Annotated in this window: 25 protein-coding genes; 18 read left to right on the top strand and 7 right to left on the bottom strand. The window is 62.7% G+C overall.

Annotated features, from left to right (window positions below):
* The first annotated feature begins 7 nt into the window (after nt 1-7).
* From ccoO (ABEH27_RS24115) to ABEH27_RS24045, 15 genes are all read left to right on the top strand, one after another.
* Nucleotides 8-616 carry a cytochrome-c oxidase, cbb3-type subunit II gene (gene ccoO / locus ABEH27_RS24115; RefSeq protein WP_346615972.1) on the top strand — a complete coding sequence of 203 codons (609 nt, stop codon included), beginning with the start codon at nt 8-10 and terminating at the stop codon, nt 614-616.
* 5 nt (nt 617-621) lie between these two features.
* Nucleotides 622-816 (top strand): CcoQ/FixQ family Cbb3-type cytochrome c oxidase assembly chaperone, encoded by a 195-nt coding sequence (locus ABEH27_RS24110; protein WP_346615984.1) that lies wholly within the window; start codon nt 622-624, stop codon nt 814-816.
* Nucleotides 813-1,754 carry a cytochrome-c oxidase, cbb3-type subunit III gene (ccoP, locus tag ABEH27_RS24105; RefSeq protein WP_346615971.1) on the top strand — a complete coding sequence of 314 codons (942 nt, stop codon included), beginning with the start codon at nt 813-815 and terminating at the stop codon, nt 1,752-1,754. The genes ABEH27_RS24110 and ccoP (ABEH27_RS24105) overlap by 4 nt, the downstream gene beginning before the upstream one ends.
* 459 nt (nt 1,755-2,213) lie before the next feature.
* Nucleotides 2,214-3,656: a cytochrome-c oxidase, cbb3-type subunit I gene (ccoN, locus tag ABEH27_RS24100; protein ID WP_346615970.1), complete on the top strand. Its 1,443-nt coding sequence runs from the start codon at nt 2,214-2,216 to the stop codon at nt 3,654-3,656.
* Nucleotides 3,656-4,264, top strand: a complete 609-nt coding sequence (ccoO, locus tag ABEH27_RS24095) for a cytochrome-c oxidase, cbb3-type subunit II (protein ID WP_346615969.1) — start codon at nt 3,656-3,658, stop codon at nt 4,262-4,264. The genes ccoN and ccoO (ABEH27_RS24095) overlap by 1 nt, the downstream gene beginning before the upstream one ends.
* Nucleotides 4,265-4,269: 5 nt before the next feature.
* On the top strand, nt 4,270-4,467 hold the full coding sequence (locus ABEH27_RS24090; protein ID WP_012315408.1) for a CcoQ/FixQ family Cbb3-type cytochrome c oxidase assembly chaperone: 198 nt from the start codon (nt 4,270-4,272) through the stop codon (nt 4,465-4,467).
* A complete protein-coding gene (gene ccoP / locus ABEH27_RS24085; RefSeq protein ID WP_346615968.1) occupies nt 4,464-5,444 on the top strand; it encodes a cytochrome-c oxidase, cbb3-type subunit III in 981 nt (326 codons plus the stop codon). The genes ABEH27_RS24090 and ccoP (ABEH27_RS24085) overlap by 4 nt, the downstream gene beginning before the upstream one ends.
* A gap of 309 nt (nt 5,445-5,753) precedes the next feature.
* Nucleotides 5,754-7,169, top strand: a complete 1,416-nt coding sequence (ccoG, locus tag ABEH27_RS24080) for a cytochrome c oxidase accessory protein CcoG (protein WP_346615967.1) — start codon at nt 5,754-5,756, stop codon at nt 7,167-7,169.
* Nucleotides 7,170-7,184: 15 nt separating this feature from the next.
* On the top strand, nt 7,185-7,712 hold the full coding sequence (locus ABEH27_RS24075) for a FixH family protein (RefSeq protein WP_346615966.1): 528 nt from the start codon (nt 7,185-7,187) through the stop codon (nt 7,710-7,712).
* 143 nt (nt 7,713-7,855) lie between these two features.
* Entirely contained in the window at nt 7,856-10,300 is a 2,445-nt protein-coding gene (locus ABEH27_RS24070; RefSeq protein ID WP_346615965.1) for a heavy metal translocating P-type ATPase, read from the top strand.
* A 13-nt stretch (nt 10,301-10,313) separates the two neighbouring features.
* Nucleotides 10,314-10,526 carry a cbb3-type cytochrome oxidase assembly protein CcoS gene (gene ccoS, locus ABEH27_RS24065; protein WP_346615964.1) on the top strand — a complete coding sequence of 71 codons (213 nt, stop codon included), beginning with the start codon at nt 10,314-10,316 and terminating at the stop codon, nt 10,524-10,526.
* Nucleotides 10,519-11,202 (top strand): sulfite exporter TauE/SafE family protein, encoded by a 684-nt coding sequence (locus tag ABEH27_RS24060; protein WP_346615963.1) that lies wholly within the window; start codon nt 10,519-10,521, stop codon nt 11,200-11,202. Before ccoS ends, ABEH27_RS24060 begins: the two co-directional genes overlap by 8 nt.
* A 200-nt stretch (nt 11,203-11,402) precedes the next feature.
* Nucleotides 11,403-12,785 (top strand): oxygen-independent coproporphyrinogen III oxidase, encoded by a 1,383-nt coding sequence (hemN, locus tag ABEH27_RS24055; protein WP_346615962.1) that lies wholly within the window; start codon nt 11,403-11,405, stop codon nt 12,783-12,785.
* Nucleotides 12,786-12,971: 186 nt separating this feature from the next.
* On the top strand, nt 12,972-13,706 hold the full coding sequence (gene fnrA, locus ABEH27_RS24050; RefSeq protein ID WP_054884113.1) for a Crp/Fnr family transcriptional regulator FnrA: 735 nt from the start codon (nt 12,972-12,974) through the stop codon (nt 13,704-13,706).
* Nucleotides 13,707-13,762: 56 nt separating this feature from the next.
* Complete coding sequence (locus ABEH27_RS24045) at nt 13,763-14,311, top strand: adenine phosphoribosyltransferase (protein WP_003254303.1); 549 nt, start codon at nt 13,763-13,765, stop codon at nt 14,309-14,311.
* A 121-nt stretch (nt 14,312-14,432) separates the two neighbouring features.
* Here ABEH27_RS24045 and recR read toward each other — a convergent pair whose 3' ends face one another.
* Nucleotides 14,433-15,035 carry a recombination mediator RecR gene (gene recR / locus ABEH27_RS24040; RefSeq protein WP_346615961.1) on the bottom strand — a complete coding sequence of 201 codons (603 nt, stop codon included), beginning with the start codon at nt 15,033-15,035 and terminating at the stop codon, nt 14,433-14,435.
* A gap of 193 nt (nt 15,036-15,228) precedes the next feature.
* The gene (locus ABEH27_RS24035; RefSeq protein ID WP_346615960.1) at nt 15,229-16,554 is read right to left on the bottom strand and encodes an MFS transporter; all 1,326 of its coding nucleotides are present in this window, start codon (nt 16,552-16,554) and stop codon (nt 15,229-15,231) included.
* Nucleotides 16,555-16,901: 347 nt separating this feature from the next.
* On the opposite strand from ABEH27_RS24035, the gene proC reads away from it, so the two are divergent.
* Nucleotides 16,902-17,696: a pyrroline-5-carboxylate reductase gene (gene proC, locus ABEH27_RS24030; protein ID WP_346615959.1), complete on the top strand. Its 795-nt coding sequence runs from the start codon at nt 16,902-16,904 to the stop codon at nt 17,694-17,696.
* 91 nt (nt 17,697-17,787) lie between these two features.
* Here proC and ABEH27_RS24025 read toward each other — a convergent pair whose 3' ends face one another.
* Nucleotides 17,788-18,123 carry a YbaB/EbfC family nucleoid-associated protein gene (locus tag ABEH27_RS24025; RefSeq protein ID WP_008093501.1) on the bottom strand — a complete coding sequence of 112 codons (336 nt, stop codon included), beginning with the start codon at nt 18,121-18,123 and terminating at the stop codon, nt 17,788-17,790.
* A 64-nt stretch (nt 18,124-18,187) separates the two neighbouring features.
* The gene (gene dnaX, locus ABEH27_RS24020; RefSeq protein ID WP_346615958.1) at nt 18,188-20,230 is read right to left on the bottom strand and encodes a DNA polymerase III subunit gamma/tau; all 2,043 of its coding nucleotides are present in this window, start codon (nt 20,228-20,230) and stop codon (nt 18,188-18,190) included.
* A gap of 125 nt (nt 20,231-20,355) precedes the next feature.
* On the opposite strand from dnaX, the gene ABEH27_RS24015 reads away from it, so the two are divergent.
* On the top strand, nt 20,356-21,123 hold the full coding sequence (locus tag ABEH27_RS24015; RefSeq protein ID WP_346615957.1) for a transporter substrate-binding domain-containing protein: 768 nt from the start codon (nt 20,356-20,358) through the stop codon (nt 21,121-21,123).
* Between the two features lie 175 nt (nt 21,124-21,298).
* Here ABEH27_RS24015 and ABEH27_RS24010 read toward each other — a convergent pair whose 3' ends face one another.
* Entirely contained in the window at nt 21,299-22,195 is an 897-nt protein-coding gene (locus ABEH27_RS24010; RefSeq protein ID WP_346615956.1) for an EamA family transporter, read from the bottom strand.
* Nucleotides 22,196-22,410: 215 nt separating this feature from the next.
* Complete coding sequence (locus ABEH27_RS24005) at nt 22,411-22,899, bottom strand: DUF2938 domain-containing protein (RefSeq protein ID WP_346615955.1); 489 nt, start codon at nt 22,897-22,899, stop codon at nt 22,411-22,413.
* Nucleotides 22,900-22,981: 82 nt separating this feature from the next.
* Between ABEH27_RS24005 and ABEH27_RS24000 the strand changes: the two genes are divergently transcribed.
* Nucleotides 22,982-23,404, top strand: a complete 423-nt coding sequence (locus ABEH27_RS24000; RefSeq protein WP_346615954.1) for a helix-turn-helix domain-containing protein — start codon at nt 22,982-22,984, stop codon at nt 23,402-23,404.
* A 75-nt stretch (nt 23,405-23,479) separates the two neighbouring features.
* Here ABEH27_RS24000 and ABEH27_RS23995 read toward each other — a convergent pair whose 3' ends face one another.
* Entirely contained in the window at nt 23,480-23,647 is a 168-nt protein-coding gene (locus tag ABEH27_RS23995; RefSeq protein WP_346615953.1) for a hypothetical protein, read from the bottom strand.
* Between the last annotated feature and the right edge of the window lie 159 nt (nt 23,648-23,806).

Below are 23,806 nucleotides of genomic sequence, written 5' to 3'. Positions count from 1 at the left end.
CTGCCTGATGAAACATGAAGTGATCGAGAAAAACGTCGGCCTGATGGCGCTGCTGATGGTGTTCGCCGTCAGCATCGGTGGCCTGACCCAGATCGTCCCGCTGTTCTTCCAGGACGTCACCAACAAGCCGGTCGAAGGCATGAAGCCCTACACCGCGCTGCAGCTGGAAGGCCGCGATATCTACATCCGCGAAGGCTGCGTAGGCTGCCACTCGCAGATGATCCGCCCGTTCCGCGCCGAAACCGAGCGCTACGGCCACTATTCGGTGGCCGGTGAAAGCGTGTGGGACCACCCGTTCCTGTGGGGCTCCAAGCGCACCGGGCCAGACCTGGCGCGTGTCGGTGGCCGCTACTCCGATGACTGGCACCGTGCGCACCTGTACAACCCGCGCAACGTGGTGCCGGAGTCGAAGATGCCGTCCTACCCGTGGCTGGTCGCAGCGCAAGTGGACAACAGCCATACCGACACCAAGATGCGCACCCTGCGCACCCTGGGCGTGCCGTACAGCGACGAAGACATCGCCGGCGCCCGCGACGCGGTCAAGGGCAAGACCGAGATGGACGCCCTGGTCGCCTACCTGCAGGTGCTCGGCACCGCCATCAAGAACAAGAGGTGAGTGCGATGGAAATGGACATCGGCATGATCCGCGGCCTGGGCACCCTGGTGGTGATGGTCGCCTTCATCGGCCTTTCGCTGTGGGTTTTCAACCGCCGCCGCGACCATGATTTCGCCGAAGCGCGCCTGCTGCCCTTCGTCGACGACCGCCTGCCCCCTGCCGGGCAGGAACCTGCTGCCAAGAGGAGTTCCGGGCAATGACCACCTTCTGGAGTACGTACATCAGCGTACTGACCATCGGCAGTCTGATTGGCCTGACCTGGCTGTTGCTGTCGACCCGCAAGGGCCAGAGCAGCGACACCACCGACCAGACCATGGGCCACAGCTTCGATGGCATCGAGGAGTATGACAACCCGCTGCCCAAGTGGTGGTTCTGGCTGTTCGTCGGCACTTTGGTGTTTGCGGTGGGCTACCTGATCCTCTACCCGGGCCTGGGCAACTGGAAAGGCATCCTGCCCGGCTACGAGAATGGCTGGACAGGCGTTAACGAATGGCAGAAGGAAATGGACAAGGCCGACGCCAGGTTCGGCCCGATCTTCGCCAAGTACGCCGCCATGCCCGTCGAGGAAGTGGCCAAGGACCCACAGGCGCTGAAAATGGGCGGCCGTCTGTTTGCCTCCAACTGTTCGGTGTGCCACGGCTCCGACGCCAAGGGCGCCTATGGCTTCCCCAACCTGACCGACAACGACTGGCGCTGGGGTGGCGAGCCGGAGACCATCAAGGCGTCGATCATGAATGGCCGCCACGGCGTGATGCCGGCCTGGGCTGAAGTGATCGGCGAGCAGGGCGTGGCGGATGTGGCCGCCTACGTGCTGACCAACCTCGATGGCCGCAGCCTGCTGGAAGGCACCAAAGCCGACGTGGCCAAAGGCAAGGAAATCTTCGCCGGCAACTGCGTGGCCTGCCACGGCCCTGAGGGCAACGGTACGCCGGCCATGGGTGCACCTAATCTGAACCACCCGCAGGCGTTCATCTACGGGTCCAGCTTTGCCCAGTTGCAACAGACCATTCGCTATGGCCGCCAGGGGCAGATGCCGGCCCAGGTGGAAATCCAGGGCAATGACAAGGTGCACCTGCTGGCGGCTTATGTGTACAGCCTGTCGCAGGGTGATGTTGCCGAAACCGTAACCGCCAAGTAATACCCCGGGGCCGCTCTGCGGCCCAATCGCCGGCAAGCCGGCTCCCACCGTTATCGCAGCGTTGCAATATCCTGTGGGAGCCGGCTTGCCGGCGATTGGGCTGCAAAGCGGCCCCTGCACTTCCCCGCCTCGCCCCTCCCCTTGCACCCCCTCCGAACAGAACTAAGCTTGTTGCCACAGCGGGCTTCGCTGCCAATCCAGCGGAGCAGGACGCGGCGCAACGCCTGACGCCGCCCTCAAAAAAAGCTTGACCAAACGATCAGAAAAAGGTGAAAAACGGTACACATTACAAATATTTATTTGTGTACAATCGCCCAGACCCTAGTGCCTCGGGACACCGGCAAAAGGGCCCGGACACGGGTCGGCGCAAGTCTCCTTGCGTTGCCATAACCCTGGTGGTTATCGATACTGGCGCCGATTTTTCAACCAACAAGAACACCAAAACCGTGGAACCTTAGAATGAGCACAGCACTCAGTCCGACTGCTTATAACTATAAGGTCGTCCGCCAGTTCGCCATCATGACGGTGGTCTGGGGGATCCTTGGCATGGGCCTCGGCGTCTTCATCGCCTCGCAGCTGGTGTGGCCGCAACTGAACCTGGACCTGCCCTGGACCAGTTTCGGCCGCCTGCGCCCGCTGCACACCAACCTGGTCATCTTCGCCTTCGGCGGCTGTGCGTTGTTCGGCACCAGCTACTACGTGGTGCAGCGAACCTGCCAGACCCGGCTGATCTCCGACAGCATGGCGGCCTTCACCTTCTGGGGCTGGCAGGCGGTCATCGTCGGTGCGCTGATCACCTTGCCGATGGGCTACACCACCACCAAGGAATACGCCGAGCTCGAATGGCCGCTGGCGATCCTGCTGGCCATCGTCTGGGTCACCTACGGGCTGGTGTTCTTCGGCACCATCGTCAAGCGCAAGACCAAGCACATCTACGTCGGCAACTGGTTCTACGGCGCCTTCATCGTGGTCACCGCGATGCTGCACATCGTCAACCACATTTCGCTGCCGGTGAGCCTGTTCAAGTCGTACTCGGCCTATGCCGGCGCCACCGACGCGATGATCCAGTGGTGGTACGGGCACAACGCCGTAGGCTTCTTCCTCACCACCGGCTTCCTGGGGATGATGTACTACTTCGTACCCAAGCAAGCCGAGCGGCCGATCTACTCGTATCGCCTGTCGATCGTCCACTTCTGGGCGCTGATCACCCTTTACATCTGGGCCGGCCCGCACCACCTGCACTACACCGCGCTGCCCGACTGGGCGCAGTCGCTGGGCATGGTGATGTCGATCATCCTGCTGGCGCCAAGCTGGGGCGGCATGATCAACGGCATGATGACGCTGTCCGGTGCCTGGCACAAACTGCGCACCGACCCGATCCTGCGCTTTTTGGTGGTGTCCCTGGCGTTCTACGGCATGTCCACCTTCGAAGGCCCGATGATGGCCATCAAGACGGTCAACTCGCTGTCGCACTACACCGACTGGACCATCGGCCACGTCCACGCCGGCGCGCTCGGCTGGGTGGCGATGATCTCGATCGGCGCGGTGTACCACATGATTCCCCGGTTGTATGGGCGGGCACAGATGCACAGCGTTGGCCTGATCAACGCGCACTTCTGGCTGGCGACCATCGGCACCGTGCTGTACATCGCCTCGATGTGGGTCAACGGCATCACCCAGGGCCTGATGTGGCGCGCCATCAACGATGACGGCACGCTCACCTACTCCTTCGTCGAAGCCCTGCAGGCCAGCCACCCGGGTTACATCGTGCGGGCACTGGGCGGTGCGTTCTTCGCCTCCGGCATGCTGCTGATGGCCTACAACGTGTTGCGTACCGTACGCGCGGCCAACCCGGTAGAAGCGGATGAAGCGGCCAAGATCGTCGTCGTGGGAGCGCACTGATGAAGCATGAAGCTGTCGAGAAGAACATAGGCCTGCTGGCCTTCTTCATGGTCATCGCCGTGAGCGTCGGTGGCCTCACCCAGATCGTCCCGCTGTTTTTCCAGGACGTCACCAACAAGCCCGTCGAAGGCATGAAGCCGCGCACCGCGCTGGAAGTCGAAGGCCGCGACATCTACATCCGCGAAGGCTGCGTAGGCTGCCACTCGCAGATGATCCGCCCGTTCCGCGCCGAAACCGAGCGCTACGGCCACTATTCGGTGGCCGGTGAAAGCGTGTGGGACCATCCGTTCCTGTGGGGCTCCAAGCGCACCGGGCCGGACCTGGCCCGCGTCGGTGGCCGCTACTCCGATGACTGGCACCGTGCGCACCTGTACAACCCGCGCAACGTGGTGCCGGAGTCGAAGATGCCGTCCTACCCGTGGCTGGTAGAGAACAAGCTCGACGGCAAGGACACCGCCAAGAAGCTCGAGGTGCTGCGCACCCTGGGCACGCCGTACACCGATGCGGACATCGCCGGTGCCGCTGACGCGGTCAAGGGCAAGACCGAAATGGACGCCCTGGTGGCGTACCTGCAGGGTCTTGGCACCATCATCAAAAGCAAACGGTGACGCTGATGGATATCGGGATGATTCGCGGCCTGGGCACCGTCGTGGTGATGGTGGCCTTCGTGGGCCTGGCGTTGTGGGTGTTCAACCCACGGCGCAAGCAGGAATTCGACGAGGCCACCCAACTGCCGTTCGCCGATGACCCCGAGGCCAAAACGCACGTCGAGCAAGCGCAAGCAAAAGCTTCTGGGAGCAAACAACAATGACAACCTTCTGGAGTCTGTACGTTACCGTCCTGACCCTGGGCACCATCTTCGCGTTGACCTGGCTGCTGCTGTCCACCCGCAAGGGCCAGCGCGAAGAGGCCACCGACGAAACCGTCGGGCATGCCTTCGATGGCATCGAGGAATATGACAACCCACTGCCCAAGTGGTGGTTCTGGCTGTTCGTCGGCACCATCATCTTCGCCCTCGGCTACCTGGTGCTGTACCCGGGCCTGGGCAACTGGAAAGGTGTGCTACCGGGGTATTCGTACCTGGATAACGACAAGCAGACCGAGTTCACCAATGGCCAGCCAGGCTGGACCGGCGTGCACGAGTGGGAAAAGGAAATGGCCAAGGCCGATGCCCGCTTCGGGCCGATCTTCGCCAAGTACGCGGCCATGCCGATCGAAGAGGTAGCCCAGCAGCCGCAAGCGCTGAAAATGGGCGCGCGGCTGTTCGCCTCCAACTGCTCGGTGTGCCACGGCTCCGACGCCAAGGGCGCCTATGGCTTCCCCAACCTGACCGACAACGACTGGCGCTGGGGCGGCGAGCCGGAAACCATCAAGACCACCATCATGGGCGGTCGTCATGGCGTGATGCCGGCCTGGTCGGAAGTGATCGGTGAACAAGGCGTGGCCGATGTCGCGGCGTTCGTGGTGAGTAAGCTCGATGGCCGTACCCTGCCTGAAGGCGTCAAGGCCGATGCCGAGAACGGGCAGAAGATCTTCGCTGCCAACTGCGTGGCCTGCCACGGGCCGGAAGGCAAGGGTACGCCGGCAATGGGCGCGCCGAACCTGACCCATCCGCAGGCATTCATCTATGGGTCGAGCTTCGCCCAGCTGCAGCAGACCATCCGCTACGGGCGCCAGGGGCAAATGCCAGCGCAGGAGCAGCTGCAGGGTAACGACAAGGTGCATCTGCTGGCGGCTTATGTGTACAGCCTGTCGCATCAGCAGCAGGAGCCTGAAAAGGCTGAGTGATACCTGCACTGGCCCCATCGCCGGCAAGCCGGCTCCCACAGGGACCCCACCGAATTTGAGTCAAGGGATTACCTGTGGGAGCCGGCTTGCCGGCGATAAGGCCGGTAGATTTAGCACAAGATGACCTGGATCAATTGACACCCGCCCTATCACGATTCACACCACGAACCCAATGCGGCTAAAGGTCGCAGCGCGTCCCCGAAGTGCCATCACCGGCGTATCATGGGCCGCAGAGCGCTAGCAGAATGCGCGAGACTGTGGCCGGCACGCACTGGCTGCGGCGTTTTTCCACTGCCGTGGGACTTGATGATGAGCAAGCAAATTCCGGTACATGATGTCACCCCGCCTGCCAGCAAAGGGAAGGACTCCGTCGACCTCTACGCCTCCCGCGAGAAAATCTACACCCGCGCCTTCACCGGCATCTTCCGCAGGCTGCGGATGGTCGGCGGGGCGGTACTGTTTCTGCTCTACTTCGGCACCGTGTGGCTGAACTGGGGCGGCCACCAGGCCGTGTGGTGGAACCTGCCCGAGCGCAAGTTCTATATCTTCGGCGCCACCATCTGGCCACAAGACTTCATCCTGCTCTCGGGCATCCTCATCGTTGCCGCTTTCGGCCTGTTCTTCGTCACGGTGTACGCCGGCCGCGTCTGGTGCGGCTACACCTGCCCGCAAAGCGTGTGGACGTGGATTTTCATGTGGTGCGAAAAAGTCACCGAGGGTGACCGCAACCAACGCATGAAGCTCGACAGAGCCCCCATGAGCGGCAACAAGTTCCTGCGCAAGTTCGTCAAGCACAGCCTGTGGCTGCTGATCGGGTTCGTCACCGGCATGACCTTCGTCGGCTATTTCTCGCCGATCCGTGAGCTGGCCATCGAATTCTTCACCGGCCAAGCCGATGGCTGGGCGTACTTCTGGGTCGGTTTCTTCACCCTCGCCACCTACGGCAACGCCGGCTGGCTGCGCGAGCAGGTGTGTGTGTACATGTGCCCCTATGCGCGCTTCCAGAGCGTGATGTTCGACAAGGACACACTGATCGTTTCCTACGACCCGCGTCGCGGCGAAACCCGCGGCCCGCGTAAAAAGGATACCGACTACAAGGCCCAGGGCCTGGGCGACTGCATCGACTGCACCCTGTGCGTGCAGGTGTGCCCCACCGGTATCGACATCCGCGACGGCCTGCAGATCGAGTGCATCGGCTGCGCCGCGTGCATCGATGCCTGTGACAGCATCATGGAGAAGATGAACTACCCCAAAGGCCTGATCAGCTACACCACCGAGCACAACCTGTCGGGGCAGAAGACCCACATGCTGCGCCCACGGCTGATCGGCTATGCCCTGGTGCTGCTGGTGATGATTGGCGCCCTGGCCACCGCCTTCGCCACCCGCTCGCTGGTCGGTTTCGACGTCAGCAAGGACCGCGTGCTGTACCGCGAAAACGCCCAGGGCCGGATCGAGAACGTGTACAGCCTCAAGGTCATGAACAAGGACCAGCGCGACCACGTGTACGTGCTCGACGCAGCCGGCCTGCCCGACCTGCGCCTGGAAGGCCAGCGCGAAATCCGCGTGGCCGCCGGCGACATCGTCAGCCTGCCGGTGCAGTTGTCGGTCGCCCCCGAGAAACTGCCCTCGACCACCAACGAAATCACCTTCATCCTCAAGAGCGCCGACGACAGCGCCGCCGAGGTCGAAGCCAAGAGCCGCTTCATCGGCCCACAGATCCGCTGAGAGAGAATTCGCCCAATGCCTGCCGCCACCGCCACCAGCCCCTGGTACAAGCACCTCTGGCCCTGGATCATCATCGGCATCCTCACCACTTCGGTGTGCCTGAGCCTGACCATGGTCAGCATCGCCGTGCGCAACCCGGACAACCTGGTCAACGACAATTACTACGAGGCCGGCAAGGGCATCAACCGCTCGCTGGACCGCGAACTGCTGGCGCAGACCCTGAACCTCAAGGCCAGCGTGCACCTGGACGAGCTGACCGGTGAAGTGGACGTGCGCCTGACCGGCAACAGCGACCCACAGAGCCTGGAACTGAACCTGATTTCACCGACCCAGCCGGGCAAGGACCGCAAGGTGTTGCTGAGCCTTGCGGAACCCGGGCGCTATGTCGGCCAGCTGGATGACAAGGTCGATGGCCGGCGCTTCGTCGAGCTGCTGGGCAGCCAGGGTGAGCATGTGTGGCGGTTGTTCGAGGAGGAGAAGGTGGAGCATGGCGTGACGTTGCAGCTAGGCGATGAAGCGCTGCAGGGTGCCGAGCACCAATAGCCGCATCACATTCATTTCCTGTGGGAGCGGGCTGGTCCCGCGAAGGGGCCGGTTCAGGCAATATCATGTGCAGGTCTGGCCCATTCGCGGGCCAAGCCTGCTCCCACAGGATCCGTTCCTTACTGTCGATACGTACTCGCCTTATGACCCAGCCCACCCCCTGCTACCACTGCGCCCTGCCCGTCCCTGCCGGTAGCCGCTTCACTGCCGTGGTGCTCGGTGAGCCACGACAATTCTGCTGCCCTGGCTGCCAGGCGGTGGCCGAAGCCATCGTCGCTGGCGGCCTGGAACACTATTACCAGCACCGCAGCGACAGCAGCGCCAACCCCGAAGCCCTGCCCAGGCAGGTGCAGGATGAGCTGGCACTGTATGACCGCAGTGACGTGCAGCAGGCCTTCGTCCACCACGCCGGTGACCTGGCCGAAGCCACCTTGCTGGTCGAGGGCATCAGTTGCGCCGCCTGCGGCTGGCTGATCGAAAAACACCTGCGTAATGTGCCGGGCGTTGCCGAGGCACGGCTCAATTTGTCCAACCACCGGCTGTTGATCAGCTGGGAGGACCATCAGCTGCCGCTGTCCCGGCTGCTGGCCGAGCTGCGCCAGATCGGCTATGCCGCGCACCCGTACCAGCCCGACCAGGCCGCCGAACAGCTGGCCGGCGAAAACCGCAGCGCCCTGCGCCGGCTCGGCGTGGCCGGGCTGCTGTGGTTCCAGGCGATGATGGCAACCATGGCCACCTGGCCGGAATTCAACATCGACCTGTCGCCCGAGCTGCACACCATCCTGCGCTGGGTGGCGCTGTTTCTGACCATCCCCATCGTCTTCTACAGCTGCGCACCGTTCTTCAAAGGGGCCGCGCGCGACCTGCGAACGCGCCACCTGACCATGGATGTGTCGGTATCGCTGGCTATCGCACTGGCCTTCGGTGCAGGTATCTGGACGGCGATCACCGGCAGCGGCGAGCTGTATTTCGACACCGTGGGCATGTTCGCGCTGTTTCTGCTCACCGGCCGCTACCTCGAACGTCGCGCCCGCGAGCGCACGGCCGCGGCCACCGCACAGCTGGTCAACCTGCTGCCTGCCTCGTGCCTGCGCCTGGACGTCATCGGCGGCACCGAGCGCATCCTGCTCAGCGAACTGCAGCGCGGCGACACCGTGCAAGTGCTGCCCGGGGCAGTGATCCCGGCTGACGGGCGCATCGTCGAGGGCCGCTCCAGTGTCGACGAATCGCTGCTGACCGGCGAGTACCTGCCGCAGCCTCGGCGGGTGGGCGAACGGGTTACCGGCGGCACCCTGAATGTCGAAAGCACCCTGAACATCGAAGTCGAAGCCCTCGGCCAGCAATCACGGCTGTCTGCCATCGTCCGCCTGCTTGAACGCGCGCAAACCGAAAAGCCGCGCCTGGCCGAGATCGCTGACCGGGCCGCGCAGTGGTTTTTGCTGTTCAGCCTGGTGGCCGCCGTGGTGATCGGCTTGTGGTGGTGGCAGCTGGACCCGGCCCGGGCCTTCTGGATCGTCCTGGCCATGCTCGTGGCGACCTGCCCGTGCGCGCTGTCCCTGGCCACGCCAACGGCGCTCACAGCCGCCACCGGCACCCTGCACAAACTCGGCCTGCTGATCACCCGGGGGCATGTGCTGGAAGGCCTCAACCAGATCGACACGGTCATTTTCGACAAGACCGGCACGCTCACCGAAGGCCGCCTGACCCTGCGTAGCATCCGCCCGCTGGGTTCACTCCCCCCCGACCGTTGCCTGGCCCTGGCTGCCGCACTGGAAAACCGCTCCGAACACCCCATCGCCCGGGCCTTTGGGCGCAACGCTGCAGCTGCAGACGATGTACAAACGGTGCCAGGCCTGGGCCTGGAAGGGCGGGTAGACGGCCAGCCGCTGCGTATCGGCCAGGCCACTTTCGTGTGCGCCCTCAGCGGCGCCGAAATACCCCCAGTGCCAGAACCTCGCGGCCAGTGGCTGTTGCTGGGGGACCGCGAAGGCCCGTTGGCCTGGTTCGGCCTGGATGACCGCCTGCGCGATGACGCCCCTGCCCTGCTGGCAGCCTGCAAGGCACGTGGCTGGCGCACGCTGCTGTTGTCGGGCGACAGCTCGCCGATGGTCGCTGAAGTGGCCGCACAACTGGGCATCGACCAGGCCATCGGCGGCCTGCGCCCGGATGACAAGCTGGACCGGCTGAAAGCGCTGCAGACCGCCGGGCGCAAGGTATTGATGCTCGGCGACGGGGTCAACGATGTGCCGGTGCTGGCCGCCGCCGACATCAGCATCGCCATGGGCAGCGCCACCGACCTTGCGAAAACCAGCGCCGATGCAGTGCTGTTGAGCAACCGCCTGCAGGCGCTGGTACAGGCCTTCGACCTGGCCCGCCGTACCCGCCGCAATATCCTCGAGAACCTGCTCTGGGCAACCCTGTATAATGGCCTCATGTTGCCGTTTGCCGCGCTCGGCTGGATCACCCCGGTGTGGGCCGCCGTCGGCATGTCGGTCAGCTCGCTGATCGTCGTCCTCAACGCCCTGCGCCTGACCCGGCTGCCGGGCACGGCGGCCGTCAGCAGCCCCGCACAACCTGCCATTGCCTGATCAGGAGCCGCCCATGCCAGCCCTCTATGTCATGATCCCGGCCGCCCTGCTGCTCGTCGGCGTGGCCGTGTACATCTTCTTCTGGGCGGTGGACAGCGGCCAGTATGACGACCTTGAAGGCCCTGCCCACAGCATCCTGTTCGACGACCAGGACCCGCGTCACCAAGCCGCCGTAAAGCCCGAAGCCGACCAGCCGCCAGACAAGGACCCAACGCCCCGTGCCTGACCTGCTCCCCCTGCTCGGCTCGGCGCTGGTCCTCGGTTTGCTGGGCGGTGGCCACTGCCTGGGCATGTGCGGCGGCCTGATGGGCGCCCTGACCCTGGCCATCCCGCCCGAGCAACGCGGCCGGCGCGCGCGCCTGCTGCTGGCGTACAACCTGGGGCGCATCCTCAGTTACGCCTGCGCTGGCCTGCTGCTCGGCCTGGCCGGCTGGGCCGTGGCCAGTAGCCCGGCGGCCCTGGCGCTACGGGTGGTCGCCGCGCTGCTGCTGATCGCCATGGGGCTGTACCTGGCCGGCTGGTGGAGCGGGCTGACGCGGATCGAAGCGCTGGGCAGAGGGCTGTGGCGGCATATCCAGCCCATGGCCTCACGCTTGCTGCCCGTCTCCAGCCTGCCTCGCGCCCTGCTGCTCGGCGCCCTGTGGGGCTGGCTGCCGTGCGGGCTGGTGTACAGCACCTTGCTGTGGGCGGCCAGCCAGGGCAATGCGGGGTATAGCGCAGCGCTGATGCTGGCGTTCGGGCTGGGGACCTGGCCGGTATTGTTAGCGACCGGGTTGGCGGCAGAGCAGGTGAACAGCCTGTTGCGGCGGCGCAGCGTGCGGATGGCGGGCGGCCTGCTGGTGATCCTGTTCGGCGTGTGGACCTTGCCTGGGCCGCACCAGCACTGGTTGATGGGGCACTGACAGGGGCTGCTGCGCAGCCCAATCCCCGGCAAGCCGGCGCCCACAGAGTCATGTAGCGCGAAAGTAACTGTGAGGCCCGGCTTGCCGTGGCGGCGGACCGCAGTGATTGTGCCCCGTTAGCTCTTGATACAAATCAACACAGATTCCTACAGACGACCATAGACTCCGGGGCACTGCTGCTCTTTCCGGGGACCGCCCACATGCTCGAAGATCTACGCTGGGATGCCGACCTGATCCGCCGCTACGATCTGGCCGGCCCGCGCTACACCTCCTACCCCACCGCCGTGCAACTGCACAGCGAAGTGGGCTCGTTCGACCTGCTTCACGCCCTGCGGGAGAGCCGCCGGGCGGTGCGCCCGTTGTCGCTGTACGTGCACGTGCCGTTCTGCGCCAACATCTGCTACTACTGCGCCTGCAACAAGGTCATCACCAAGGACCGCGGCCGCGCCGCGCCCTATCTTCAGCGCCTGGAGCAGGAGATCCAGTTGATCGCCTGCCACCTGGACCCTAAACAACGTGTTGAACAGCTGCATTTTGGCGGCGGCACACCGACCTTCCTCAGCCATGTGGAACTGCGCCAGCTGATGGCCACCCTGCGCCAGCATTTCAACCTGCTGGACGACGATTCCGGTGACTACGGCATCGAACTCGACCCACGCGAGGCCGACTGGTCGACCATGGGCCTGCTCCGCGAACTGGGCTTCAACCGTGTCAGCCTCGGCGTGCAGGACCTGGACCCAGCGGTGCAGCGCGCGGTCAACCGCCTGCAGAGCCTGGAACAGACCCGCACCCTGATCGAGGCGGCGCGCACCCTGCAGTTCCGCTCAGTGAACCTTGACCTGATCTACGGCCTGCCCAAGCAGACACCCGAAGGCTTCGCGCGCACCGTCGAAGAGGTCATCCGCCTGCAGCCAGACCGCCTGTCGGTGTTCAACTACGCCCACTTGCCGGAACGCTTCATGCCGCAACGGCGCATCGACAACAACGACCTGCCGGCCCCGGCAGCGAAGCTGGAGATGCTCCACACCACCATCGAGCGGCTCACCGCCGCCGGTTACCGCTACATCGGCATGGACCATTTTGCCCTGCCCGACGACGAACTCGCCGTGGCCCAGGAAGAAGGTACGCTGCAACGCAATTTCCAGGGCTACACCACCCACGGTCACTGCGACCTGATCGGCCTCGGGGTTTCGGCGATCAGCCAGATCGGTGACCTGTACTGCCAGAACAGCAGCGACCTCAATACCTACCAGGACACGCTTGCCAATGCCCAACTGCCCACCCAGCGCGGGCTGGTGTGCACCCATGATGATCGCCTGCGCCGGGCCGTCATCCAGCAACTGATCTGCCACTTCGAGCTGGATTTCGAGCCGATGGAAGAAGCCTTCACCATCGATTTTCGCGGCTACTTCAACGAGCTGTGGCCGGAGTTGCTCACCCTGCAACGCGACGGCCTGATCCGCCTGGACGACAAAGGCATTCGCATTCTGCCAGCCGGGCGCCTGCTGGCCCGCTCGGTGTGCATGGTGTTCGATGCCTACCTGGCGATGCACAATCACCAGCGTTTCTCTCGCGTTATCTAGCCTAACGAGTCGATTCACCGCATGGACAAGCCTACTGGCCAGGCACACTATGGGCACCAACGGACCCCCGGCATCATGCAGCTGGGGTTCGGCCACGGCGCACCACAATAGCGCACGCTGGCCTACACCCTATGCCGTAGGTTACCCTTACGACTTATGTGTGCTTTCCCACAAGGATCGATTCAAATGTCCGAGCCAGTCAAACTGCGCGCCCACAACCAGGCCCATTGCAAGGATTGCAGCCTGGCCCCCCTGTGCCTGCCTCTTTCCCTCAACCTGGAAGACATGGATGCACTGGATGAAATCGTCAAACGCGGGCGACCGCTGAAAAAAGGCGAGTTTCTGTTCCGCCAGGGTGACAATTTCGGCTCGGTCTACGCAGTACGTTCCGGCGCGCTCAAGACCTTCAGCCTGAGCGACAGCGGCGAAGAGCAGATCACCGGCTTCCACCTGCCCAGCGAACTGGTCGGCCTGTCCGGCATGGACACCGAGGCCTACCCGGTGTCGGCCCAGGCCCAGGAGACCACCTCGGTGTGCGAAATCCCCTTCGAGCGCCTGGACGAGCTCTCGGTGCAACTGCCGCAGCTGCGCCGCCAACTGATGCGGGTAATGAGCCGCGAAATCCGCGACGACCAGCAAATGATGCTGCTGCTGTCGAAAAAGACCGCCGACGAACGCATTGCCACCTTCCTGGTCAACCTGTCCGCGCGCTTCCGCGCCCGCGGCTATTCGGCCAATCAGTTCCGCCTGAGCATGTCGCGCAACGAAATCGGCAACTACCTTGGCCTGGCGGTGGAAACCGTGTCGCGGGTGTTCACCCGCTTCCAGCAGAACGGCCTGATCCGCGCCGAAGGCAAGGAAGTGCACATTCTCGACCCGATCCAGCTGTGTGCGCTGGCCGGCGGAGCAATGGAGGCCTGAAAGCCTGGCTGAAAAAGGTATACTGGCGCATTCGTTTTCCCAGGATACCCGCAACAATGCACAGCGAAGCCTTCGACCTCAAAGCCCTGATCCGCCCGGTAGTGGACTTCCCCAAACCGGGCGTGATCTTCCGCGACATCACTCCGCTGTTCCAGTCGCCGCGCGGGTTGCGCTATGTCGCCGACCAGTTCATCGAGCGTTACGTCGAGGCTGAGTTCAGCCACATCGGCGCCATGGACGCGCGGGGTTTCCTGATCGGCTCGATCATCGCCCACCAGCTGAACAAGCCGCTGATCCTGTTCCGCAAGCAAGGCAAGCTGCCGGCCGATGTATTGTCGGAGGGTTACCAGACCGAATACGGCGAAGCCTTCCTCGAAGTGCATGCCGACAGCCTGTGCGAAGGGGATTCGGTACTGATCTTCGATGACCTGATCGCCACCGGCGGCACGCTGCTGGCTGCGGCCAACCTGGTGCGCAGAACCGGTGCTCAGGTGTTCGAGGCGGCGGCAATCATCGACCTGCCGGAGCTGGACGGTTCGCGCCGGTTGCAGGCGGCGGGTGTGCCTACCTTCTGCCTGACCGAGTTTTCGCTGAGCGAGTACTGAGTCAGCCCCGTGGGCCGCGTTGCGGCCCCAATCGCCGGCAAGCCGGCTCCTACAGGGAGCGGCCTTGCCGGGGCGCCGGAGCGGTCGGAAAGGGCCGCACAGCGGCCCCCGACAATTCGAATCAAAGGGAAATCGGCCGACGCCCCGCAAAGGCATGCGCCAGGGTGCCGCCATCGACCAGCTCCAGCTCGCCACCCAATGGCACGCCGTGGGCAATCCGCGATGCCACCAAGCCCTTCTCCGCCAGCAACTGCGCGATGTAATGCGCCGTCGCCTCCCCTTCCACGGTCGGGTTGGTCGCCAGGATAACCTCGGTAAAGCTGCCCTGCTCTTCGATCCGCGCCATCAGTTGCGGTACACCAATCGCCTCAGGCCCCAGGCCATCGAGCGGCGACAGGTGCCCCTTGAGCACGAAGTAGCGACCGCGATAACCGGTCTGCTCCACCGCATACACGTCCATCGGCCCTTCCACCACGCACAACTGGGTGTCGTCACGGCGCGTATCGGCGCACTGCGGGCACAACTCCTGCTCTGTCAGGGTGCGGCACTGGCGGCAATGGCCAACCCCTTCCATGGCCTGGCTCAGCGCCTGGGCCAGGCGCACACCACCACTGCGGTCACGCTCGAGCAGCTGCAGCGCCATGCGCTGGGCGGTTTTCTGGCCAACACCGGGCAGGGTGCGCAGGGCGTCGATCAGTTGGCGGATGAGGGGGCTGAAGCTCATGGGGGAAGGCCTGATAAATCAATGAGAGGCGGTTTATACCGGCGCGGGCTGGCAGCGTCAAATCTCCCACGTCACGGGTAAAAACAACTGACCCAGCGTTGCAGTTGACCCCGGCTGCCCAGCACGCGTTCACCCGCGCCTCACTGAATCCGGCTATCGCCGCAGGCCTTCGCTTGCAGCGATAGCCAGCGGCTCAGGACTCGACCGCCCCGCGCAGCGGGGTCTGCTGGTCGTCGCGCCGGCCAGGGCGCACGGCCAGTACTGCGACCAGCGAGATCAGCACCGTGCCCAGCAAGTACAGGGCGACCGGTTGCCAGCTGCCGTTGTAACGGCTGAGCAGGAAAGTCGCGATCAGTGGTGCGGTACCACCAGCCAGGGCGGCGCCCAGCTGATAGCCCAGGGTGATGCCGGTGTAGCGCACACGGGTGGAGAAGATCTCCGAACTCATGGTACCCAGCACGGCAGTCACCGGCGCCCACAATACGCCGAAGGCAATCACCGTTGCCAGCATCAGGCCCCAGGTGGTGCGGGTATCAAGCAACATGAAATACGGCACGATGAACGCGGCGATCAGCAGAATACCGGCAATGTAGACCGCCTTACGCCCGACCTTGTCCGACAGCCAGCCCATCAGCGGAATCATCAGCGAGGCGACCGCCGCACCGATCATCACTGCATTCAGAGTAGTGACCTTGCTGTAACCCAGGGTCGTCACCGCATAGCTGACCACGAACGTGGAGAAAATATAGAAAGGCGCCGTTTCCACCACTTTCAGGCCGGCAGCGATCAGTACTTCGCGCCAGTGGTCGCGCAGGGTCTCGACCAGCGGCATCTTGGCCACGCTGCCGGTTTCCTTGGCTTTCTTGAAGTCCGGGGTTTCGTCCAGGCCATGGCGAATCCACAGGCCAAGGAACACCAGGCCCGCGCTCAGTACGAACGGCACACGCCAGCCCCAGCTCATGAACTGGTCTTCCGGCAACATCGCCATCAAGCTCACGGCCATGGTGGCCAGCAGCATGCCAACCGTCACCCCCACCTGCGGCACGCTGCCGAACAGGCCCTTGCGTTTGGCCGGTGCGTACTCGTAGGCCAGCAGCAGCGCGCCGCCCCATTCGCCACCGATGCCCAGGCCCTGGATCACTCGCAGGCTGATGAGCAGGATGGGTGCCCAGACGCCGATATGCTCATAGGTGGGCAAGCAGCCGATGAGCACCGTAGCGCCGCCCATCAGCGACAGGGTAATGACCAGGGTCTTCTTGCGCCCGATACGGTCGCCAATGTGCGCGAACAGCACACCGCCGATGGGCCGCACGAAAAAAGTCAGGGAAAACGACAGGTACGCCAGCAGCAGGCCGACCACCGGGTCGAAGGTCGGGAAGAACAGCTTGTTGAATACCAGGGCGGCGGCGGTGCCGTAGAGGAAGTAGTCGAACCATTCGATGGAGCTGCCGGTAAGGCTGGCGACCAAGGCTCGGCCACGCCCCTGGGTTGCTGGGGGAGTTGCACTGGACGGCGTCATTCGAGTCTCCGTTTTTTTGATGTTATGTCGGCGAGCACTGTGTGAAGTGTGACAAAGAGCAACCAGGTTGCACCGTTGCGAGCGGATGGTATTCAAACTGTGGAAAAAGGTGCAACCCAGATTAAACGTTTAATCTTTAAATTTTTTTGAATACTTAAGGAAATGCCCTGTTTTGATTCGTTTTCACAGAAAAAAACAGCGCGCTCACCATAATGGTGCCTGGGAAGAAAAAACCACACCGCAAGGTTTTAGTTGAATGAACATTCAAAGTTGCACCGGGTTGCACCCAACAGGGAAATGCTCTTAATCTAAAAATGACACAACAACAACTACACGGAGAGCATCCAATGAATGTGCTGTTTATCGGCTATGGACGTATGGGCGGCGCGCTGGGTAATGCCTGGCTTAAAGCTGGGCTGATAGAGCGCTTGACCATTGTCGATCCGGGCTTTGCCAAGGATGCCGGGGCTGGCTGTTATGCACGGCTTGAAGAGGTCCCTTACGACCAGGCGTTCCAGCTAATCGTCCTGGCCGTGAAACCCGCCTATGTCACGGATGCACTTGTGGGGCTGAGCGACCACCAGTGCAGCCAGGCCATTGTGATATCGGTTGCCGCTGGTGTTACCGAGGCCACATTGAGCTGCGCGCTGAAGCAGCGCTGCCCGGTGGTCAGGGCCATGCCTAATACTCCGGTACTCGTGGCGGCGGGTTGCACCGGGCTATATGCGAGCGGGGAGCTGGATATGGCGCGCAAGGCTGCCATCAGTCAGCTATTCGAAGCAGTCGGCACGGCACATTGGGTTGCAGAAGAAGAGCAACTTGACGCAGTCACAGCCATCAGTGGAAGCGGGCCGGCGTACTATCACCTGTTTAGCGAAGCGCTGGCACAGGCCGGTGTGAAGTTAGGCCTGGAAGCGGAACTGGCGCGCAAGCTGGCAGCGCAAACTGCGTGGGGTGCTGCCACTTTGCAACATCAGCCACATGCCGATTTCGCCGAACTTCGAGCAGCGGTAACTTCACCGAACGGCACGACGGCGGCTGCCATTGAAGTATTTGAAGGGGACGGCAAACTTCGCGAACTGGTGGGTGCGGCTGCCGTTGCTGCACATCGGCGATCAGTGGAGTTGTCCAAAGGCGAGTGAGGGCTGAGGTTGATTGTTCGAAGCATTCAATCAGCAAACCCAATAAAAAAACCGCCACGGTTTCCCAGTGGCGGTTTTCGGTGCAAATGCCTTAGAACGGCATCTTGAAGCCCGGCGGCAGTTGCATGCCGGCGGTCATGCCACCCATTTTTTCCTGGCTGCTCTGCTCGACCTTGCGCACGGCGTCGTTCAGCGCGGCAGCGATCAGGTCTTCGAGCACTTCCTTGTCGTCTTCGTCGGTCGACATCAGGCTCTGGTCGATGCTGACGCGCTTGACGTCATGGCGACCGGTCATCACCACGCTGACCAGGCCGCCACCGGATTGGCCAGTCACTTCGGCGTTGGCCAGCTCTTCCTGCATCTTGGCCATTTTTTCCTGCATCTGCTGGGCCTGCTTCATCAGGCCGGCCATGCCACCTTTCATCATGGGGGTATACCTCGATTGGTTCGTGTGATGCGGCCCGGCGCAGGCCCGGCCGCATGGTTATCGATTACTGGCCCTGGCTGGCCAGGGCTTCTACAGGCTCAATAGTATCCTGCCGCACGGTGGCACCGAACTGCTTGATCATCTGCTGGATCAACGGATCCTGCTCGATCGACGTCACCGCATCCTGCTGGCGCTCGGCGCGCTTGCGCGACCCTGCCTGGGCCGGGGTTTCCTGCTCCGGGAGGATCAGCTCGATCCGCAGGTTCAGGGTGCGCCCCAGGTGCTGGTTGAGCGCTTCGTTCAGGCGGCGTTGCTGGGTGGCGTTGAACAGCGCGCCCTGGCCCGGGTCCAGGTGCAGCAGCCAATCGTCACCGTCTGCAGCGATCAACGTACAGTTTGCGGCGATGTTGCCTGTCATACCGGAGACAGGCAACTGCGGGAATAATTCCAGCCATTGCAGGGCCAGGCCAGTGGCAGGCTTGGCGGCCGGCAGCGGCTCGGGCGCAGCGATGGGGGCCTCTTCCTGGACGTGTTCGACCAGTTCGTCCAGGTAGCTGAAGCCAACCGGGTCACTTTCGCCGCCGTAGTAATCCTCATCCATCGGCGGCTCGTCATCACGGTCCATGCCCGCCGGGGCGTAGGCAGAAGGGTCGAATGGCGGCTCGTCATGGATGGGCTGAGCAACGGGCGGTTCGGCTACCGAAGGCTTGGGCTCGGTAACCGGGGCCGGCCTTGGTTCGACGGCCGCGGGAACAGGCTCAGGCTCAGGCTTGGCTGCCGGCTCTTCCCAGGGCAGGTCGATGACCTCCTCCACCGGGGCCGGATCTGGCTCTGGCTCTGGGTCAGCGACGCTGGCCTCAGGCTCGGCTTGTGGCTGTGGCGCAGGCGCTGCCTCGACGACGGCAGCCACCTCGGCTGGCGGGGGCGCAACCACCGCAGGCGCTGCCACCGGTGTTGCAGGATCAGCTGTGGCCTGGCTGATCCCCACCGGCTTTAGTACCGGCTTCGGCGCATCGTCGTTATCGGCTGGGCGGAACGCCAGCATGCGCAACAGGACCATTTCGAAACCGCCTCGCGGGTCCGGCGCCAATGGCAGGTCGCGACGGCCGATCAAGCCCATCTGGTAGTAGAACTGCACATCTTCGGCCGGCAAGGCCGACGCCAGCGCCAGCACCCGGTCGCGGTCGCCCTGGCCGTTGTCCACGGCTTCCGGCAGGGCCTGGGCGATGGCCACCCGGTGCAGCACGTTGAGCATTTCGGCCAGCACGCCACTCCAGTCCGGCCCCTGCTCGGCGAGGTTGCGCACCGCCTCCAGCAGCGCCCGCGCATCCCCTTCCAGCAGCGCCTGCAGCACACCGTAGACCTGACCGTGATCGAGGCTGCCGAGCATGGCACGCACATCGGCGGCCAGCACCTTGCCTTCGCCAAAGGCGATGGCCTGGTCGGTGAGGCTCATGGCATCGCGCATGGAACCATCGGCAGCGCGGCCGAGCAGCCACAGGGCATCCGGCTCGAACGGCACGTTTTCGGCGGCCAGCACGTGGCTCAAATGTTCAACCACCCGCTCCGGGCTCATGTTCTTCAGCGAGAACTGCAGGCAGCGCGACAGGATGGTGGCAGGCAGCTTCTGCGGGTCGGTGGTGGCGAGGATGAACTTGACGTAGGGCGGTGGCTCTTCCAACGTCTTGAGCAAGGCGTTGAACGAGTGGGTGGAGAGCATGTGCACTTCGTCGATCAGGTAGACCTTGAAGCGCCCACGGCTGGGCGCGTACTGCACGTTATCGAGCAGTTCGCGGGTGTCCTCGACCTTGGTGCGGCTGGCGGCGTCGATCTCGATCAGGTCGACGAAGCGGCCTTCGTCGATCTCCCGGCACACCGAGCAGGTGCCGCACGGTGTAGAGGTGATACCGGTCTCGCAGTTGAGACATTTGGCGATGATCCGCGCAATGGTGGTCTTGCCCACGCCACGCGTACCGGTGAACAGGTAGGCATGGTGCAGGCGCTGGTTGTCCAAGGCATTGATCAAGGCCTTGAGCACATGGGTCTGGCCGACCATTTCGCGGAACGAGCGCGGACGCCATTTACGTGCAAGAACCTGATAACTCATCGAAAAACCATCGCAGCCTGATCGAGCGGAAGATCGCTAATGCTAGCGGAGCGGGGCCGAAATTGCACCCTGCATGGTTCGTCTACGCTAAGTAACTGGCGCACGTTGTTCATGGAGGATGTGCTTTGCGAAGACTGCTGGCCCTGTTATTGCTCTGGACCACTTGCAGCCTGGCCGATCCACCGGTGCTGCGCTTTTCCGTCGCCGAAAGCTGGAGCATGCCGCTGATGCGCGTCGAGGGCGAGCAGCCGGTCGAAGGGCTGCTGTTCGACCTGATGCAATGGATTGCCCGCGAAGTCGGCGCCCGCCCCGAATACCACGTGCTGGCCCGCCTGCGCCTGCAACAGGCGATGGATGATGGCGACATCGACGTGCGCTGCTATGTGAGCACGCAGTGGTTCAATGACCGGCCAGGGCATTTTGTCTGGAGCATACCGTTGTTCCATCAGCGCGATGTGCTGGTCGGGCAGCCAGGTGACAACGCCCCGACCCGGCCGGAGCAACTGCCGCGGCAGCCCATTGGCACGGTGCTGGGGTACACCTACCCGACGCTGGAGCCTTTATTCGAGCAGGGGCAGTTGCGCCGCGAGGACAGCCGTAGCCAGGAGTTGGCGCTGCAGAAGCTGCAAATAGGGCGTTATCGGCATGCGGTCAGCAATGAACTGTCATTGCAGTGGTTCAACCACCGGTTACCGGCCGAGCAGCGCCTCCAGATACTGGCGGTGCTGGAAGAACAGGCGCTAGGGTGCATGGTGCGCAACGACCCGGCGCTGCCGACGCAGGGGGTGTTGAGGGCACTGGTGCGGATGAAGGAGTCGGGGGAAATCGAGCGGATTACGCGGCGGTATGGGATTACTGGGTATAGGGAGGGGGGTTCCGCGGCCCGTCCCTGAACAGGCGGCTGCGGGTCCGCCTAGATTAATGTGGCTCATTTGAGATCGAGCGCCGCCCGCGCTGCGCTCGATTTCGACGGTTACACATTGTTCAAGGCACACGAGAAGTCACAGGATTCGGATACGCCGAACCTCTGACAAAGGGCATCCATGCGCTTTATATCCACGTTGTAAATTAGCAATTTCGGCGGCCTGTACGCAGGAAACCCGCCAGGCTCTGGGCGTTGACAAAAATCAAAAGACCCAGGAGAACAAAAACAATGGCTATTGTCTTGGATGCATTCATTTGCTCACCAAAGAAGACATACGAGGCAACCACCCCCGACACTGGGACAAGTAGCGACAAAGGCGCAACCTGGGCAGCGGGATACTTCTTCATGAGGTTGTTCCACACCCAATACCCCAGGATGGTCGTGATATAGCTCTGGAAGAGAATCGAGAACGCCGCCTCCGGTGCCACCCCCTCAGTCAGGGCCCTGAATGGTGCCCAACCCTTGACTGCCAAGGTCAGAACGAAGATGGCCGGCACCGAGAACAGGCTCGACCATATGATGAAAGCCATCATTTCGGATGGACGCTTCAGCTTTACCAGCAGGTTGCATAACGCCCAGGCCAAGGCCGCGACCAATACCAGAATCACGCCCATCAATGTCGATGACTCAGCGTTCGACAGCAAGATCATCAAACCGCAGGCTGCGAAGGCCATGCCGCAAAGATGAGCCACGTTGATACGCTCGCCCAGCACCGCACTGCTCAGCAAAATTGTGAAGAAGGCACTGAATTGCAAGAATACGGAAGACATGCCTGGAGACAAACCCTGGTACATCGAGAAGTTGACCAACCACCACAACCCGGCGCCGAAAAGCACGCCGTAAAGTGCCAGTACGCCGAACGATATGCCGGATGGACGGCGAATAAAGAAAACCAGAGGAATCACGCAGAAAGAGAAGCGCAACAGCGTCATTAGATAGGGGTCGAGGCTTCTCAAACCCAGCTCGATGACCGAGAAGTTACAACCCCACAGCACGGTCACCAACACACCGGCGACCAGATCCCGCTTGCTCATTTTCATACCTGCGCTCCTTTTATTGCGGCTTGCATCACTGTAATGATGCTTGCTGCGCAAAGATGCAGGACGCGACCTCCACGCCCCGTGGGCTCGGTCCGATAAAATCCGCTCGATGTAAACATCAGTGTTTAAAGCATGAAGCCGGCGTAAGCACAGTCCCCCCCTGCCCCAGTAGCTTCTAGATCGCCACATCCCGCAGCACGAGGAGTGACCCATAGCTAAAAGAGCGTGATCAGCGCCGAACTCAAGAACAAACCCACCCCGAACACCAAATGCGTAAGCAGGCTCTTCAAACAGTTACGCGCAGGCGCCGGCGTTTTCAACGCAAAGAACCCTGCCCCCATCACCGGCTGCATGAAACATAACGGCGCCACCACTGTGCCCATACCGACACCAAGCGCAGGCCACAACATAGGTGCCTGCAACCAGCCTTCCCCTACAATCACGACCAGCAGCATGGCGAACAGCACACCGATGCCGTAATGAATCACCCAACCCCACGCCAGCTCGTGCCGCACCGGTTCGGCCTTGGCAATCGCCTGGTGCCACATGCGCCCCTCAAGCGCGTGCCCTGCCCAACGCCCGACCAGGGCGAAGTTCAACGTGCCCACCCCCAACCTCCTCAGCAGCAGGCCCGACAAGTCCATGACCATCGTGGCACCTATGCCTATTGGCAACGCAGCAAGAAACATCGCCGAAAACGTCATTGAACAAGCCCTCGAAGATTGACGGTCATCGTCATGCCGCGCAGCATAGAAGTTGAAGTCAACTTCAAGTCAAGGGCCTGAAATGGACATTGCCGATGTCACCAAATGCACAGGTGTACCTGCATCAACGCTGCGTTATTACGAGAAGATAGGCTTGCTCGAATCACTCGCCAGGCAGGGGCAACGCCGACAGTTTGCAGCTGACGTTGAAGACCGGCTTGCGCTGATCGCATTGGGCCAGGCGGCTGGGTTTTCTCTGGATGAAGTGGGAGCGATGCTGGTCAACCTGCAGGTTGACCGGCAGATGCTGATAGCCAAGGCGGATGAACTAGATGCGCGGATCAGGCAGCTGCAGGCGATGAGCAAGGGGCTGCGACATGCGGCGCAGTGCCCTGAGGAGGATCATCTGGCCTGCCCGAAATTCCAGCGGCTGATGAAGCTTTCGGCGGCGGGGCATGGGAAAAAACAGAACAAATCAGCGCATACGTTGAAGCGCTCTGCATAAACCAGCGAACACCGGAGAGAAGTTGGGACGTAGTTGGAGCGCCCGACAGATATCTCTCCGGTATTTCTTCAGCATCTACCGATGCCGCTCAACCGCCAGGGCCAAAGCATCCGCCTGCCCCCAGGCAATCTGCATCGCCCGCAATCCATGCTCCAGCTGCTGCCGCGCCTCTTCATCCTCGATCCGCTCCAGCGCCCGCCGGCTGTCGCTGTAGGCGAACATGAGGTAATGGGTGACATTCATCGGTGCCCGCCCTGGATGTGATGTCGCCTATCAGATCGAGCGCCGCCCGCGCGGCGCATCGCGGCTAAAGCCGCTCCTTGTATCTCGACTTTCGCCTCCCAAGAGGCGAAAGTTCTCGACTGATCATCGAGGGAAGGTCTTGAAGCGGAGCCGCTCCTA

The sequence above is a fragment of the Pseudomonas sp. P39-UII1 genome (assembly GCF_039672635.1).
In the GTDB taxonomy this organism is placed as follows: Bacteria; Pseudomonadota; Gammaproteobacteria; order Pseudomonadales; family Pseudomonadaceae; genus Aquipseudomonas.
This window is presented reverse-complemented; position numbering and strand designations above follow the sequence as displayed.

Excerpts from the sequence above, each read along its gene's own strand:
- ccoO (WP_346615972.1), top strand. The coding sequence starts at position 8 with ATGAAACATGAAGTGATCGAGAAAAACGTCGGCCTGATGGCGCTGCTG.
- ABEH27_RS24110 (WP_346615984.1), top strand. The coding sequence starts at position 622 with ATGGAAATGGACATCGGCATGATCCGCGGCCTGGGCACCCTGGTGGTG.
- ccoP (WP_346615971.1), top strand. The coding sequence starts at position 813 with ATGACCACCTTCTGGAGTACGTACATCAGCGTACTGACCATCGGCAGT.
- ccoN (WP_346615970.1), top strand. The coding sequence starts at position 2,214 with ATGAGCACAGCACTCAGTCCGACTGCTTATAACTATAAGGTCGTCCGC.
- ccoO (WP_346615969.1), top strand. The coding sequence starts at position 3,656 with ATGAAGCATGAAGCTGTCGAGAAGAACATAGGCCTGCTGGCCTTCTTC.
- ABEH27_RS24090 (WP_012315408.1), top strand. The coding sequence starts at position 4,270 with ATGGATATCGGGATGATTCGCGGCCTGGGCACCGTCGTGGTGATGGTG.
- ccoP (WP_346615968.1), top strand. The coding sequence starts at position 4,464 with ATGACAACCTTCTGGAGTCTGTACGTTACCGTCCTGACCCTGGGCACC.
- ccoG (WP_346615967.1), top strand. The coding sequence starts at position 5,754 with ATGAGCAAGCAAATTCCGGTACATGATGTCACCCCGCCTGCCAGCAAA.
- ABEH27_RS24075 (WP_346615966.1), top strand. The coding sequence starts at position 7,185 with ATGCCTGCCGCCACCGCCACCAGCCCCTGGTACAAGCACCTCTGGCCC.
- ABEH27_RS24070 (WP_346615965.1), top strand. The coding sequence starts at position 7,856 with ATGACCCAGCCCACCCCCTGCTACCACTGCGCCCTGCCCGTCCCTGCC.
- ccoS (WP_346615964.1), top strand. The coding sequence starts at position 10,314 with ATGCCAGCCCTCTATGTCATGATCCCGGCCGCCCTGCTGCTCGTCGGC.
- hemN (WP_346615962.1), top strand. The coding sequence starts at position 11,403 with ATGCTCGAAGATCTACGCTGGGATGCCGACCTGATCCGCCGCTACGAT.
- fnrA (WP_054884113.1), top strand. The coding sequence starts at position 12,972 with ATGTCCGAGCCAGTCAAACTGCGCGCCCACAACCAGGCCCATTGCAAG.
- ABEH27_RS24045 (WP_003254303.1), top strand. The coding sequence starts at position 13,763 with ATGCACAGCGAAGCCTTCGACCTCAAAGCCCTGATCCGCCCGGTAGTG.
- recR (WP_346615961.1), bottom strand. The coding sequence starts at position 15,035 with ATGAGCTTCAGCCCCCTCATCCGCCAACTGATCGACGCCCTGCGCACC.
- ABEH27_RS24035 (WP_346615960.1), bottom strand. The coding sequence starts at position 16,554 with ATGACGCCGTCCAGTGCAACTCCCCCAGCAACCCAGGGGCGTGGCCGA.
- proC (WP_346615959.1), top strand. The coding sequence starts at position 16,902 with ATGAATGTGCTGTTTATCGGCTATGGACGTATGGGCGGCGCGCTGGGT.
- ABEH27_RS24025 (WP_008093501.1), bottom strand. The coding sequence starts at position 18,123 with ATGATGAAAGGTGGCATGGCCGGCCTGATGAAGCAGGCCCAGCAGATG.
- dnaX (WP_346615958.1), bottom strand. The coding sequence starts at position 20,230 with ATGAGTTATCAGGTTCTTGCACGTAAATGGCGTCCGCGCTCGTTCCGC.
- ABEH27_RS24010 (WP_346615956.1), bottom strand. The coding sequence starts at position 22,195 with ATGAAAATGAGCAAGCGGGATCTGGTCGCCGGTGTGTTGGTGACCGTG.
- ABEH27_RS24005 (WP_346615955.1), bottom strand. The coding sequence starts at position 22,899 with ATGACGTTTTCGGCGATGTTTCTTGCTGCGTTGCCAATAGGCATAGGT.
- ABEH27_RS24000 (WP_346615954.1), top strand. The coding sequence starts at position 22,982 with ATGGACATTGCCGATGTCACCAAATGCACAGGTGTACCTGCATCAACG.
- ABEH27_RS23995 (WP_346615953.1), bottom strand. The coding sequence starts at position 23,647 with ATGAATGTCACCCATTACCTCATGTTCGCCTACAGCGACAGCCGGCGG.